This is a genomic window from Epilithonimonas hispanica (assembly GCF_003385395.1).
GTDB lineage: Bacteria > Bacteroidota > Bacteroidia > Flavobacteriales > Weeksellaceae > Epilithonimonas > Epilithonimonas hispanica.
Genome location: NZ_QNUG01000016.1, coordinates 75,502 through 89,519, shown reverse-complemented (window position 1 = coordinate 89,519; position 14,018 = coordinate 75,502). Strand labels below are relative to the sequence as shown.

Genomic DNA, 14,018 nt, shown 5'->3' with positions numbered 1-14,018 from the left:
AAAACACGATAAAACCGACAAAGTTCGCCAAAAACGAATGCCTAAAAAAAAGAGAACGCCCTGTTCTCTTGAAATATTTTCTAAAAATTTTACGATAAACCCATAGTGTGGGAAAATACCCAGCAAAAAGCTCCCGAAGCTTCCGTTCAACAGGGTTTTCATTGTTCGTGCTTCGCACGCAACGAAAACTTAGCTATTACCTGCAGGCATTATTTACTCAACGCTTTTTCAATTTGTTCGGATAAATCTTCGTAAAACCCATCAAATTTTTGTACTAAACTTCCGTCGGGACTGAACAAATAAAAAGTTGGTGTCCCAAACACTTTATATTTGGCGTAAGTATCACTCAACCTGCCTTTTTTATCCCAAAGAATATTCCAATTTTCGCTGTGTTTTTCTGATAACCCTTCAAAACCTTTTTGGCTTTCGTCAACATAAAATGTTACAATTTCCAACTTATCGTTTTGAACTTTTTTAATTTTTTCGAGTTCAGGAATTGCTTGTTGGCAAAATCCACAAAATAAAGTTGAGAAATCCAATAAAACGTATTTTCCGTCAAAATAATCTGAAAAATTTACTTTTTTATTTTGTGAATCTAACGCCAAAAAATTATAGAATTTGTCGCCGATTTTCAAGTCAGGATTTTTAATATGCGAACTGATTGATTTTGCATAAATCGTTTTTTTGAAGTTCGGATTTAGTTGGGAAACAAGATTGGAAAGCTCAGCTTTAGAATATTGAGTTTTTGACATTTCCAAAAGATAAAGAGCGTAGTAAGAATTTAAATTTTTTGCAATAAAGTCTTTTTGAATTTCGTCCAATTTTCGGTCAATGATCGTGATTTTTCCAAATGGCTCAGATTTTCCCCAATATTCATTTTGCAGACTATCATTCCATTTTTTTTGTTCTCGAAGCGTAAGCATTTCTTTCAAATACTTATTTCTTTCAATATTTAGTTCTTTCCTAAGTAATGTATAATTGTATCTCAAATCATCATATTTTGAGCCTTTGGTTTTTACGCTATGTGGAAAATCTTCAATTTTCGCATCGATTGTAATGTTTTCGTTTCCAATGAAAAAAGAACTGTAAACCCAATCTTTTCCGTTTTTAATAACCAAATAAACAGAAGAAGGCGATTGTTCTAAATTTCCCGTGAGTTCAAATTTTCCGTTTTTTATCCGACAACTGTCTAAAGTAATATTTTCTCTATCAATTTTCACGAGGGAATTTTCTTCAAATCCACGTAAAATTCCAGAAATTTTGAAGTTTTTTTGTGCATTTGCTACAAAGCAAAAAAATGTCAGCAGTAAAGTTATTATTTTGTTCATCGTCAATTTTTTATCTGCGGTTAATATATGCTTGCAGGTAACACCCAAATATACGAAAGTTTATCATATAATGGATATTTTTCTATATTTGTTTAAAACTCTTTAAAGAAGAGTGTTTTACACTGATAGTTTGTTGCGTATTTTATATAGAATATTAGTAATTTAGTTTCGCATTTTCTCTGCAAACTATATGAAATGCGCAATGGTTAAAGTAATGCTATAAAAAATAATTAAAACAGCTTTCTCTTACCTTTTTAGCCGGCCTTCGCAACTGACACTTTAACACATACAACAGCGCATCTTTCTTTACAAACAAATGATAATCAGATAATTATTCATTTAAAACTCACAAAACAATAAGATTATCCAATCGATTCGGCCCCGAAAACGGACTTCTTTTTGCAAGATTCTCAAATCATGGGAGAATATTTTGCGTTACACACTCCGGAGATACTCCGTACATACGCCATACATACCCCGTACATACTCCATATAAACCCTTATTAATTCTCATTGGATGATTTATAAAAATCCATTTCAAAAATTATTAAATTAATAATTGTTATGATAACTATCTGTCAGGGAAAAGATTGACAATTTAAAATCTAATCCGCTACAAATGTTTTCATTCTAAATTTATCTCAGTAAATTTGCTCTGTGAATATCAATCAAGCAGACCTTAACGAACTCGAATTTCCGGAACTTCTTGCGGAAATCGCCCCTTTCGCTTATTCGCCAAAAACGGCAGACAACATCATGGAACTTCGCCCAATGGAAATTGACGAAGCAGAGATTTCTTTGAAAAAAACTTCAGAATTCCTAACTAGTTTTGAAAGTTCCAACGCAATCCCTTTTGATGAATACGAAGACATCGAAGAAGAATTGAAATTGATGCATATCGAAAACTTTCGATTAGAGAATAAATCTTTCATCAAAATCAAAACGATTACCGAACAAATCGGGAAATTACAGAGATTCTTCCCTCAGTTTGCGGAAGCGTTCCCAACATTGATTGAGGAAGTCAAAGACTTAGAATTCCGAAAAGAAATCATTGATAAAGTGGATAAAGTTTTCAACCGATTTGGAGATGTTAAAAGTGATGCTTCTGCTGTTCTGAAAACTTTAAGAACCGAAATACAGCACGCCAGAAAAGCCGTTGATGAGAATTTCAATCGTTCTTTAACTACTTATTCAGAATTTTTAGAAGATATTAGAGAAAGTATCATTGAGGATCAAAGAGTTTTAGCGGTAAAATCAGGATTTAAGAAAAGAATTAATGGAAGAGTTTTAGGAATTTCCAAAACGGGTTCTATTACTTTTATGCAACCAGAAAGTGTTGTAAAACATTATTTTAAACTGAAGGAAAATCAGGAAGAAGAGAAAAAAGAAATCGATAAAATTCTTAGAAAATTAACAGCGGAGTTATCAGAATTTCAGCCACAACTTTCGGATTATCAGACTTATATTTTTGATTTGGATTTAATCCGAGCCAAAGCCAAATTTGCTGAAAAAGTGAACGGAATCTTACCGAAAATCAACAGACATCAAACATTGCGTTTGAAAGATGCTTTTCACCCGTTACTTTGGATTCGAAATAAAAATGAAAATAAGGAGATTTTCCCACAGACTTTAACCTTAACCGAACATAACCGAATTATCTGTATCTCCGGACCAAACGCGGGCGGAAAATCTATCACTTTAAAAACGGTTGGATTATTACAACTGATGATTCAAAGTGGTATTCTTGTTCCTGTTCATCCAAAATCTGAAATGTTTTTCTTTGAGAAAATAATGACTGATATTGGTGATAATCAATCCATAGAAAATCATTTATCCACCTACTCTTCCCGATTGAGAAAAATGTCTGGAATGATTCGCGAAGCTGACAACAAAACCCTGCTTTTGATTGACGAGTTCGGGACTGGTTCTGATCCGGAATTAGGTGGCGCTTTGGCGGAAAGTTTTATGGAATATTTCTATGACAAGAAAAGTTTCGGAATCATAACTACGCATTACACGAATATCAAACTGGTTGTTGAACAATTGCCTGCAGCTACAAACGCAGCAATGCTTTTTGACGAGAGAACATTGGAACCACTTTACAAATTGGAAATCGGGCAAGCCGGAAGTTCTTTTACTTTTGAAGTAGCTGAGAAAAACCGAATCCCGAGATTCATTATTAAAAATGCAAGAAAGAAAGTTGAACACGACATTGTAAATCTTGACAAAACAATTGTGAAACTTCAGCAGGAAAAATTCGAAGTTGAAAAATTAAAATCTGATTTATCGGAAAAAAGAGATTCTGTAGAAGACAAACGCGACAATCTCCAAAAACTGAATGAACAGCTTCAGCAAAAGTTATTCAATTTTCAAAAACTTTATGAAGAAGAACACAGAAAACTGCAGTTCGGAAACAAGATCGAAAACTTCATCGACAGTTACGTAAAAGGTAAATCCAGAAAAGATGTGGTTAAAGATTTTGTAAAAATCTTGGAACAGGAAAAATTTCGAAAAATTGGAGTTGATAAAGACGAAAGCAAACGCTTGCAAGTCATCAAACGAAAAATCACACAACAGCTAAAAAAAGAAGATGTCCAGGAAAAAATAGTAGAAACCAACGAGAAACTGGAGGAAAAGCGAAAAGCAGAACGTGCTGTCTGGATGAAAGTAGGACAACGTGTGCGAATCACCGGAAGCACAAGTGTTGGCACCATTGAAAAAATTTCAAAAAACAAAGTGATTGTCAACTATGGAACCTTCAAAACTACGATTGATTCAGGAGAATTGGAGAGAATTTGATAATTTATCATTTTGTGAGATAACTCATACACAATAGAATATTGCTTCGAAAAATCCTTCATAAATTTGATATTATAATCAAATAAAAAGTATCCAATTATGAAAGCAGCAAGATGGTACGCCGCAAAAGATGTACGAGTAGAAGAAACAGAAATCCCAAAAGTTGGTTCTAACCAAATTAAAGTTGAAGTAAAGTTTGCAGGAATCTGTGGATCCGATTTACACGAATATGTTCACGGTCCCAACCTCATCCCAAAAGATGAACCTTATCCTTTAACAGGGCACATAGGTGTAACAACACTTGGTCACGAGTTCTCTGGAGTCATTTCCGAAATTGGCGAAAATGCCAGCACAAAACTTAAAGTTGGAGACAGAGTTGTAGTAGAACCAATATATAAGAATCCTGAAAGTTCTTTCATTCCTAATGGAAAATATAACCTTTCTTCTCCTTTAGGATTTGTAGGATTATCTTCCAATGGTGGATTTGCACCATATGTAGTGGTAGAAGATTACATGGTTCACAAGATACCCGACAGCATGAGTTTTGAACAAGGCGCTCTTGTAGAACCTGCAGCTGTTGCAGTATACGCCGTAAAATCTAGCGGTCTAGAAATTGGCGAAAGTGTTGCCATTTTTGGAGCAGGACCTATAGGATTATTATGTCTTCAGGCTGCAAAAGTCGCAGGAGCAACAACTACTTTTGTGATAGATGTTTCCGAAACCCGCCTTGAAAAAGCAAAAGAAGTTGGCGCAGACTATGTCATCAATGGAATGGATAACGACATCCCAGAGCAAATAAAAAAAATTGTTGGAAATGACGGTGTAGATCGTGTGATAGACGCTGCTGGTGTACAAGCCACTTTCCAAAACGGAATAGATGCTCTTAAAAATGGCGGTACCTCTTTATTAGTTGCTTTATTTGGTAAACCAGTAACCCTTGATGCATTTGACCAAGTTTGTAGAGAAATTACTATTAAAGGTGTAATAGCATACAGAAATATTTTCCCACAAGTCATTGAGCTTATCAACTCCAAACAAATGGATGTTGAAAAATTGATTACTAGCAAAATATCTCTTGATAATATTGTAGAAGAAGGTTTTGAAAAACTAATCAAAGATCCATCCGAAGTCAAAATCTTAATAGATATTGCTTCTACAAACAGTTAAACTTAAACAAAGAAGAGACCTAAATTAAAATTAAGTCTCTTCTTTTATTTTCTTTGAATCCTAATGATGATAAACATCCTCATACATCACACCGGCTTCAATTCTAATTGGTAATTTGTTTTCAGCCGGCACAATTGGACAGTTATAATCAAAAGCATTATAAGCACAGAAAGGCTGATAAGATTGGTTAAAATCTAAAACGATTTCGTTTCCAATCGGGATTTTCAAATCCATATATTTTCCGCCGCCGTAAGTTTCTTTTTCATTGGTTTTATCGCGGAAAGGCAGGAAAAGATGGTCTTTATATTTCTCCATTTTCATCAAATCCAGACTTTGATATAAAGTCAAGGTCAACGATTTTCCGTCCAATTCAAAAGTCGCTTTTCCATATTCCTGATATTGCTTGAATTTTCCAGAAGAAGTTGGCAACTCAAACGGAACAGGATTTTCGGTTTTTACAAATTTTGCTGTAACTCTGTATTTCAGATTAATTGGAAAGAACGGATGCTTTTTAAAATTCTTCAGATTATCGCCTCTTAAAGGTGTTTCTTTGGGGTTCAGATATTCTGTGTTCAGTTCTTTTTGGAACTTTTTTATCGATGCAATATTTTCTTTTTCAGTCTGAGCATTTAGAAACAAAGACAATATTAGGAATAGGAAACTTAATTTTTTCATAACTTTTTAAAACATAAAGTTCACAATTTTTTTGCACAAGGTTCACAGATATTAATTATAAAACTTGCGGATATTAGTGAAATAAATTTGTGTCATTTTTGGTTAATTTTCTTCTATAATTTCATCAGACTTCAACTCAGCCTTTTTCATTTGAAAATACTTATCAAAAGTCGATTTGAAAACCGGGACTTCATCATCTTCACCCATTAGGAAACCCCAAGACTGGAGACCTTCTACTCTATCAAAAATAATTTTAAGAATCGCCAAAACCGGAATCGTCAAAAACATTCCCGCAATTCCCCAAAGCATTTCACCAATTACAAGTCCAATAATAACAATCAAAGAATTGATTTTCACTTTGGAACCGACAACTCTTGGCATTATGATATTTCCGTCAATCGCGTGAATCACCACAATCGCAATCACAATAAACAAAACGTGACTAATTCCTGCCGTCGCAAACGTAATCAAAGCACCAATCAACAAAGCAATGAAAATCCCGATATAAGGAAGAATATTCAGTATTCCTGTGATGATTGCCAGCATAAAATTATATTTAACTCCGATAATCGTGTAAGCAATCAAAGATAAAATCGTTACAATAATCATCTGCAGAAACAATCCAACGAGATATTTTTTCACCATAAACTGAATACTATGAACTACTTCAAAAACTGTTTTATGATGTGATTCTGTAAAACTTGCCACCAAGAATTTTAAAAGATGCGTTCTGTACAAAAGGAAAAATAAAGCAAACAAAAACGTAAAACCTGTTAGCATCAAGATATAACCAATCGATTTCAAAGCACTTTCCAAAATCGCAGTTCCTGTACTAATTGATTTTTTTGCTGTGTCATTCAGATACTCCAATTGGTCGCGTCTTCTGACTCCGAAAGTCTTGGAAATCCAACTTTGCAAATCATCCGTCAAAGTGATAAATTGCTTCTGAAACTGAGGCCAATCATTGGATAATTTCGCAACTTGCATCGAGATTCCGTAAATCACACCTCCAATAATTGCTAAAGCTAAAAGACTTGCAACAATAGAAGACAAGCTTCTAGGGAATCTCAATCTTTTTTCCATAAAACGAGAAAGTGGTGTCAGCAAAATCGCAACAAGTAACCCCAAAATCATCGGAACAAAAATCTGCTCACCAATAATTGCAAAGAATCCTAAAACAACGATGCTTATAAGAACACAAGATAACTTGAGATAAAAAGGATAAGTTTGATTCATATTATTAGATTTTAGTTTTTAGAAGTTAGAAATTAGACTAAATTCTAACCTCTAATATCTAACTTCTTTTTACATTTATTTTCCGATTAGAAAAACTGCCGGAATCTTATGTAACTCGGGCTTTTCTTTTTTCCAATCGTTAATCGTTTTTGTTTTGATAAATTCTGTTTCTGGGTCATTGATGTTGGCGGCGATGCACAACTTTGTATTTGGGTTGAGAAACTTGGTCAAATCTTCAAACAATGGATTATTTCTGTAAGGTGTTTCCATAAAAATTTGTGTAAATCCAGTTTTTTCAACCAGATTTTCCAAATGCTGGATTTCCTTTTTCTTCTTATCTTTTTCAATCGCCAAATAACCATTGAAAGAAAATTGCTGTCCATTGAATCCGCTTGCAATCAAAGCTAAAACGAATGAACTTGGACCGTTAACCGGAATCACCTTAATGTTATTTTTGTGAGACCAACCCACCATTATATTTCCGGGATCGCCAATACAAGGCAAACCAGCTTCTGAAAGTAATCCGAAATCTACGCCTTCTTTCATCAACTTTTGTGCTTCTTTCAAATCTGCCGTTTCAGAATATTTGTCGAGTAGAAATAATTTCAAATCCGGTTGTTTTTTTTCGGGAGCAAAAAATTTGATGACTTTTCTAGCTGTTTTCTCGTTCTCTACAAAATAATGATCAACATTCATAATGATGTCTTTGATTGTTGGTGCAAAAAAATCTGCTGGAGAATTTTCGGAAAGATAAGCTGGTAAAAGGTATAGCATTTTAAGTTTATTAATTATGTTATGTTCTTTTGTCTTGAAACAAAAGAACCAAAAATTCAAGACTGTGGAAACTCAGCTAAAATATTGAATAAATTACTAAAAAATCTAAACTCGCTGCCGCCGCTTTTCCAACCACAGCTTCAAACAGTAGATTTTTCTTAACGCAATTTTTTCAATATTTCTTAACGCTTCCGTTTCCAATGTCACTATTAACGTTGAATCACTCGCAGCCCGACTTGAGCGGAAATCCTTTTTACGCAACGCAGTGGAGTGAAAAGATTGGGAGCGGAAGGCGGATTAAGCTGCCCAAACTTAAATCATTACAAATTTAATTCAAAACTTCTTTTAATCGGTCTTTATCCAATCGATTTTCCCAATTGGAAACGACAACTGTTGCAACCGCATTCCCAATCACATTGGTCAAAGCTCGACATTCTGACATAAATTTGTCAATCCCGAGAATCAAAGTCATCCCTGCAATCGGAACTTCGGGAACGACCGCCAAAGTTGCAGCCAACGTGATAAATCCTGCACCTGTAACGCCAGCCGCACCTTTGGAACTCAGCATCGCGACCAAAAGCAATCCAATCTGATGTTCCAAAGTCAAATCTATATTGCAAGCCTGCGCAATAAACAACGCCGCCAACGTCATATAAATATTGGTCCCATCGAGATTGAAAGAGTAACCCGTAGGAACTACCAAGCCAACGACGCCTTTGTCACAGCCTGCATTTTCCATCTTTTTCATCAATCCCGGCAGTGCAGGTTCAGACGAACTTGTTCCTAAAACTAGAAAAATCTCTTCTTTGATATATTTCAGAAATTTGAAAATATTGAATCCATTATACCAAGCAACACTCCCCAAAATTAAAATAACAAACAGCGCCGAAGTCACATAAAATGTCCCGACGAGCATTGCCAGATTTTTGAGCGATTCAACACCATATTTCCCAATTGTGAAAGCCATTGCTCCGAAAGCACCAATTGGAGCTAGTTTCATCAAAATTTCCACAATTTTGAAAATAGGAATCGTTAAGGTTTGAAGAAAATCTTGAATTGATTGACTTTTCTCCGAAGTCACAGCTAAAGCCACTCCAAATAAAATTGCCACTAATAAAACCTGCAGAATATTATCGCCAGTCAATGGACTGAACAAGGTTTCTGGAATAATATTGAAAATAAAACTGACCAACGAATTGTCGTGAGCCGCTTTTACATATTTTTCAATTTCCGCACCGTTCAGAGTGCTTGGGTCGATGTTAAGACCTTTTCCCGGCTGAACGATATGACTGACAATCATCCCAATAATCAACGCTAAAGTTGAAAATGTAAAAAAATAAATAAATGCTTTTCCTGCAACTCTTCCAACTTTTTTAAGGTCGCTCATTCCGGCAATTCCTGTAGAAACAGTTAAGAAAATTACCGGCGCAATAATCATTTTGACCAGCTTGATGAATCCGTCGCCAAGAGGTTTCATTTTCTCACCCAAATTGGGATAAAAATAACCGAGAGAAACACCGAAAACAATCGCAATCAGCACCTGAATATAGAGTAACTGATAGATTTTTTTCGGTTTTATAGGTTTTTGTTCAATGTCCAAATTCATAAAAAGACTTATCCTACAAATTTAGAATTGTTTGTGAATTATATGGTCTTGTTCTTGATTTTTTTGGCGATTATTTCGCAGGAGTCGTTGAGCATTTTGTAAACTTTATCAAATCCGTCGATTCCGCCATAATACGGATCCGGAACTTCCAATTCGTTATCGAGAATCAATCTGATTTTATGCTTTTGAGAATCGTCCGCCATTTTCAAAACATCTTTGTAATTGTTTTTGTCCATACAGAAAATCAAATCAAAGTCATTCAAATCCGATTTTTTGATGGGTCTTGATTTTTGCATCGAAATATCAATTCCGTTTTTGAAAGCAGTTTTTACAGAACGTTCGTCGGGACCATTGCCTTCGTGATAATTGATGGTTCCAGCGCTGTCCACGAAATAATTATCATCGAGTTTCGATTTCAAAATCCCTTCTGCTAAAGGACTTCTGCAAATATTCCCAAGGCAGACCATTAGTATTTTCATCTTTAAAATTGTATAATGTATAATGTAAAATGTAAAATGACTTTAAATTTAACATAAAAAAAAAGGATTTAAAATTAATTAAATCCTTAAATTGTTATTGTCCAATTTTTTCCTTCAAGTCCTTGATGTATTTCTTCAATTCTTTATCAATTTTGGAAACGTCTCGGATCGTGTCACAAGCGTACATTACAGTTGAATGGTCTTTTCCGCCCATTTCTTCACCGATTTTTGTAAATGTTGCATTGGTATATTCTTTCGCAAAATACATTGCCAATTGTCTAGGCAAAGCAATTTCTCTTTTTCTGGTTTTAGACAACAATTGTTCTCTCTGAATCCCAAAATAATCGCAAACAACTTCCTGAATATAAGGAATATTGATAGTTTTCTTTTGAGTTGTCGCTAGTTTATTAATTGTATCTTTTAATAAATCAAGGCTAAAATCAGATTTATAAACTGTTGAGTAAGCAATAACCGCATTTACAACCCCAATTAGCTCTCTTACTCCGTTTGTTTTAACTTCAGAAGCCAGATAATCTAGCATATCTTCTGTTAATTCGATTCCATCACGATTTAATTTATCAACAATAATTTTTCTTCTTGTATCGAAGTTTGGAGATTTGATTTCTGCAGAAAGTCCCCATTTGAAGCGGGAAATAATTCTTTCCTGAGTATCCAGAATATCAGCTGGAGCTTTATCGGAAGTCAAGATAATCTGTTTTCCATTTTGATGCAAATAATCAAAAATATGGAAGAAACTATCCTGAGTTGCCGCTTTACCAGACAAGAACTGAATATCATCGATAATCAACACATCAATCATCTGATAATAATGCTGGAAATCTGTTTTATTCTGAGACTTAGCCGCTTTCACAAAATCCTGAATAAACTTTTCTGAAGACTGATAAAGAACTACTTTTTCAGGAAAAGTAGCCTTAACTTCAAGTCCAATAGCCTGAGCTAAGTGTGTTTTCCCAACACCATAACCTCCATAAACAAATAACGGGTTAAAAGCCGTAGAACCAGGTCTTTTTGCAATTGATCTTGCAACAGTAGAAGCAAATCTGTTGCTTTCTCCTTCTATAAAGTTATCAAAAGATTGATCAGCTTTAAGGTTCGACTCAATGTTTACTTTTTTGATCCCAGGAACCACAAAAGGATTTACGTTATTCTCTCTAATAACAGGTCTAGCTTCTTGGATTTTTGGTGCTTGTGTAGATATACCTTTTACGTTCATCGTAATTGGCTTTTCTTTTCCTGATGGTTTGTTTTCCATCACAGAATACCACAACTTCACACCTTTACCAATATTTTTCTTAAGCGCAGCAGATAGTAAAGACAAATAATTGTCCTCGATATATTCTTTGTAAAAATCACTAGGAACAAGCAACGTAAGATTATTGTTCACCAAAGAAATTGGCTGAACTTTATCAAACAATAAGTCGAAAGAATTTTCTAACTTTTTGAGGTCTGTGTTATCCTCCGTTGCGTTTAGATTATCCCGCATAAATTGGAGACACCTATCCCAAATCAATACTAAATTTTCGTTCATTTTTCTGCTGCTATTTTCGGTGGGATTTTCGTTTTTATGAAGGCAACAAATATCTTATTATTAATTTTCTTAAAAAAATTTTTTCACTATTGATTATTAAAAAATATATTTGTATGAATTATTAAGAGCTTGAAATGATACACACAACACACTCAATAAGAGTACGTTACGGAGAAACCGACCCTATGAAATATGTTTATTATGGCAACTATGCAGAATATTTTGAAGTCGCAAGAGTTGAGCTTTTCCGGACACTTGGGATCTCATACGACGAGATAGAAAAAAGAGGAATTTTCTTACCCGTTTCCGAATATAAAATTAAGTATTTAAAACCAGGACTTTATGATCAACTTCTAGAAATTCAAACTTACGTCAAAAAAATCCCGGGCGTTAAAATTGAATTTGATTATGAAATTTACAATGAAGATAAAGTAAAAATTACAGAAGCCTCCACTACCCTATTTTTCCTGGATGCCGAAACGAATAAAATTGTAAGATGTCCTGATTTCCTTTTGGATTTAATCAACAAGAATTGGAAGGAATAAAATTGTTCTTCATAAAAAATTCAATATATTCGGGATTAAAATAATTTTCAATGAAAAAATTACTAGCAATAGTTTCATTATCTATTATATCATTATTTTCTGCTCAGCAAAAAACTTATTGCAACCCTATTAATATAGATTATGGTTATACTCCATTCGAAGTTTTTTCAAAACAAGGAAAACATCGCGCAACTGCGGACCCAGTGATTGTGAATTTCCAGAAAAAACTTTTCCTGTTTTCTACAAATCAGGAAGGTTATTGGTATTCTGATAATATGTTGGATTGGAAATTTGTAAAAAGAAAATTCCTGAGAGATAATAAATATACACACGACCTGAACGCGCCAGCAGTTTGGGCCATGAAAGACACTTTGTACGTCTATGGCTCAACCTGGGAACAGGATTTCCCGATTTGGAAAAGTACTAACCCTACAAAAGACGATTGGAAAATTGCTGTTGACACTTTGAAAGTTGGCGCTTGGGATCCTGCTTTCCATTATGATGAAGACAAAGACAAACTTTATCTCTATTGGGGTTCTAGCAACGAGTGGCCACTTCTTGGAACTGAAGTCAAAACTAAAACTTTACAATCCGAAGGTTATGTAAAACCAGTTTTAAGGTTAAAACCAGAAGACCACGGCTGGGAAAGATTTGGAGAATACAATGATAATGTTTTTCTTCAACCATTTGTAGAAGGTGCTTGGCTTACTAAATATAAGGACAAATATTATATGCAATATGGTGCGCCAGCAACAGAGTTCAGTGGCTATTCTGACGGAGTTTATGTTTCCAAAAATCCTTTAGAAGGCTTTGAATATCAGCAACACAATCCGTTTTCTTATAAACCAGGTGGTTTTGCGAGAGGCGCCGGACACGGCGCAACGTTTCAGGATAATTTCAATAATTGGTGGCACGTTTCCACGATTTTCATTTCGACAAAGAACAATTTTGAAAGACGATTAGGAATCTGGCCAACTGGATTTGACAAAGATGATGTAATGTACACCAACACAGCTTATGGAGACTATCCTACTCTTTTACCACAATATGCACAAGGCAAAGATTTTTCAAAAGGGTTATTTACCAACTGGATGTTGCTCAATTATAATAAGCCAGTCCAAGTTTCTTCGACTTTAGGTGGTTACCAACCGAATCTTGCCGTGGATGAAGATATTAAAACATATTGGTCGGCTAAAACTGGAAATTCAGGAGAATGGTTTCAGACAGATTTGGGAGAAGTTTCTACGATTAATGCGATTCAAATTAATTATGCCGACCAAGATGTTGAGTTTATGGGAAAAACGCTCGGCAAAATGCATCAGTATAAAATCTATGGTTCTAACGATGGCAAAAACTGGAAAGTCATTGTTGACAAATCAAAAAACCAAACCGATGTTCCGCACGATTACGTAGAATTGGAAACGCCTGCAAAAGCAAGATTCTTGAAAATGGAAAACCTGAAAATGCCAACAGGAAAATTCACTTTGAGTGGATTCCGAGTTTTTGGAAAAGGCTCCGGAACAAAACCTGGAAAAGTTCAAAACTTCGTTCCGTTGCGAGCTGACCCTAAAAAATATGGCGAGAGAAGAAGTATTTGGTTCAAATGGCAACAAAACACTGACGCAGATGGCTACGTCATCTATTGGGGAAAATCGCCGGATAAATTATATGGAAGCATTATGGTTTATGGCAAGAATGAATATTTCTTCACAGGAGCAGACAGAACAGATGCGTATTATTTTCAAATTGAGGCATTTAACGCCAATGGAATCTCTGAAAGAACAGAGGTTGTAAAATCAGAATAAATTTTAAAGTTTTTCAAACAAAAATTCAAGCTTTCGGAGTCAATCTTCGAAAGCT

The 14,018-nt window shown here is 34.7% G+C and carries 11 protein-coding genes; 4 read left to right on the top strand and 7 right to left on the bottom strand.

The genetic code is table 11. The annotated features are described in order from the left end of the window. Positions 1 to 209: 209 nt before the first annotated feature. Positions 210 to 1,328, bottom strand: coding sequence for a TlpA disulfide reductase family protein (locus tag DRF58_RS09460; protein ID WP_116034929.1), 1,119 nt, complete (start codon positions 1,326 to 1,328; stop codon positions 210 to 212). Positions 1,329 to 1,985: 657 nt separating this feature from the next. Here DRF58_RS09460 and DRF58_RS09455 point away from each other — a divergent pair. Further along, a complete protein-coding gene (locus tag DRF58_RS09455) occupies positions 1,986 to 4,127 on the top strand; it encodes an endonuclease MutS2 (protein WP_116034928.1) in 2,142 nt (713 codons plus the stop codon). A gap of 99 nt (positions 4,128 to 4,226) precedes the next feature. Further along, positions 4,227 to 5,294, top strand: coding sequence for a 2,3-butanediol dehydrogenase (locus DRF58_RS09450; RefSeq protein ID WP_116034926.1), 1,068 nt, complete (start codon positions 4,227 to 4,229; stop codon positions 5,292 to 5,294). Positions 5,295 to 5,354: 60 nt separating this feature from the next. On the opposite strand, the gene DRF58_RS09445 is transcribed toward DRF58_RS09450, so the two are convergent. From DRF58_RS09445 to dnaA, 6 genes are all read right to left on the bottom strand, one after another. Next, a complete protein-coding gene (locus tag DRF58_RS09445) occupies positions 5,355 to 5,969 on the bottom strand; it encodes a DUF1684 domain-containing protein (RefSeq protein WP_116034925.1) in 615 nt (204 codons plus the stop codon). Positions 5,970 to 6,071: 102 nt separating this feature from the next. After that, positions 6,072 to 7,205 (bottom strand): AI-2E family transporter, encoded by a 1,134-nt coding sequence (locus tag DRF58_RS09440; RefSeq protein ID WP_116034923.1) that lies wholly within the window; start codon positions 7,203 to 7,205, stop codon positions 6,072 to 6,074. 75 nt (positions 7,206 to 7,280) lie between these two features. Further along, positions 7,281 to 7,979 carry an SAM-dependent methyltransferase gene (locus tag DRF58_RS09435; RefSeq protein ID WP_116034921.1) on the bottom strand — a complete coding sequence of 233 codons (699 nt, stop codon included), beginning with the start codon at positions 7,977 to 7,979 and terminating at the stop codon, positions 7,281 to 7,283. A 328-nt stretch (positions 7,980 to 8,307) separates the two neighbouring features. Beyond that, a complete protein-coding gene (locus DRF58_RS09430) occupies positions 8,308 to 9,585 on the bottom strand; it encodes a dicarboxylate/amino acid:cation symporter (protein ID WP_116034919.1) in 1,278 nt (425 codons plus the stop codon). A 38-nt stretch (positions 9,586 to 9,623) separates the two neighbouring features. Next, positions 9,624 to 10,064: a low molecular weight protein-tyrosine-phosphatase gene (locus tag DRF58_RS09425; protein WP_116034917.1), complete on the bottom strand. Its 441-nt coding sequence runs from the start codon at positions 10,062 to 10,064 to the stop codon at positions 9,624 to 9,626. Between the two features lie 94 nt (positions 10,065 to 10,158). Continuing rightward, a complete protein-coding gene (dnaA, locus tag DRF58_RS09420) occupies positions 10,159 to 11,613 on the bottom strand; it encodes a chromosomal replication initiator protein DnaA (RefSeq protein ID WP_116034915.1) in 1,455 nt (484 codons plus the stop codon). A 134-nt stretch (positions 11,614 to 11,747) separates the two neighbouring features. On the opposite strand from dnaA, the gene DRF58_RS09415 reads away from it, so the two are divergent. After that, the gene (locus DRF58_RS09415) at positions 11,748 to 12,158 is read left to right on the top strand and encodes an acyl-CoA thioesterase (protein ID WP_116034913.1); all 411 of its coding nucleotides are present in this window, start codon (positions 11,748 to 11,750) and stop codon (positions 12,156 to 12,158) included. A gap of 50 nt (positions 12,159 to 12,208) precedes the next feature. Next, positions 12,209 to 13,963: a discoidin domain-containing protein gene (locus DRF58_RS09410; RefSeq protein WP_116034912.1), complete on the top strand. Its 1,755-nt coding sequence runs from the start codon at positions 12,209 to 12,211 to the stop codon at positions 13,961 to 13,963. Positions 13,964 to 14,018: the final 55 nt, after the last annotated feature.

Coding starts and splice junctions, on each gene's coding strand:
- DRF58_RS09415 (WP_116034913.1), top strand. CDS start 11,748: ATGATACACACAACACACTCAATAAGAGTACGTTACGGAGAAACCGAC.
- dnaA (WP_116034915.1), bottom strand. CDS start 11,613: ATGAACGAAAATTTAGTATTGATTTGGGATAGGTGTCTCCAATTTATG.
- DRF58_RS09425 (WP_116034917.1), bottom strand. CDS start 10,064: ATGAAAATACTAATGGTCTGCCTTGGGAATATTTGCAGAAGTCCTTTA.
- DRF58_RS09435 (WP_116034921.1), bottom strand. CDS start 7,979: ATGCTATACCTTTTACCAGCTTATCTTTCCGAAAATTCTCCAGCAGAT.
- DRF58_RS09450 (WP_116034926.1), top strand. CDS start 4,227: ATGAAAGCAGCAAGATGGTACGCCGCAAAAGATGTACGAGTAGAAGAA.
- DRF58_RS09410 (WP_116034912.1), top strand. CDS start 12,209: ATGAAAAAATTACTAGCAATAGTTTCATTATCTATTATATCATTATTT.
- DRF58_RS09430 (WP_116034919.1), bottom strand. CDS start 9,585: ATGAATTTGGACATTGAACAAAAACCTATAAAACCGAAAAAAATCTAT.
- DRF58_RS09460 (WP_116034929.1), bottom strand. CDS start 1,328: ATGAACAAAATAATAACTTTACTGCTGACATTTTTTTGCTTTGTAGCA.
- DRF58_RS09445 (WP_116034925.1), bottom strand. CDS start 5,969: ATGAAAAAATTAAGTTTCCTATTCCTAATATTGTCTTTGTTTCTAAAT.
- DRF58_RS09440 (WP_116034923.1), bottom strand. CDS start 7,205: ATGAATCAAACTTATCCTTTTTATCTCAAGTTATCTTGTGTTCTTATA.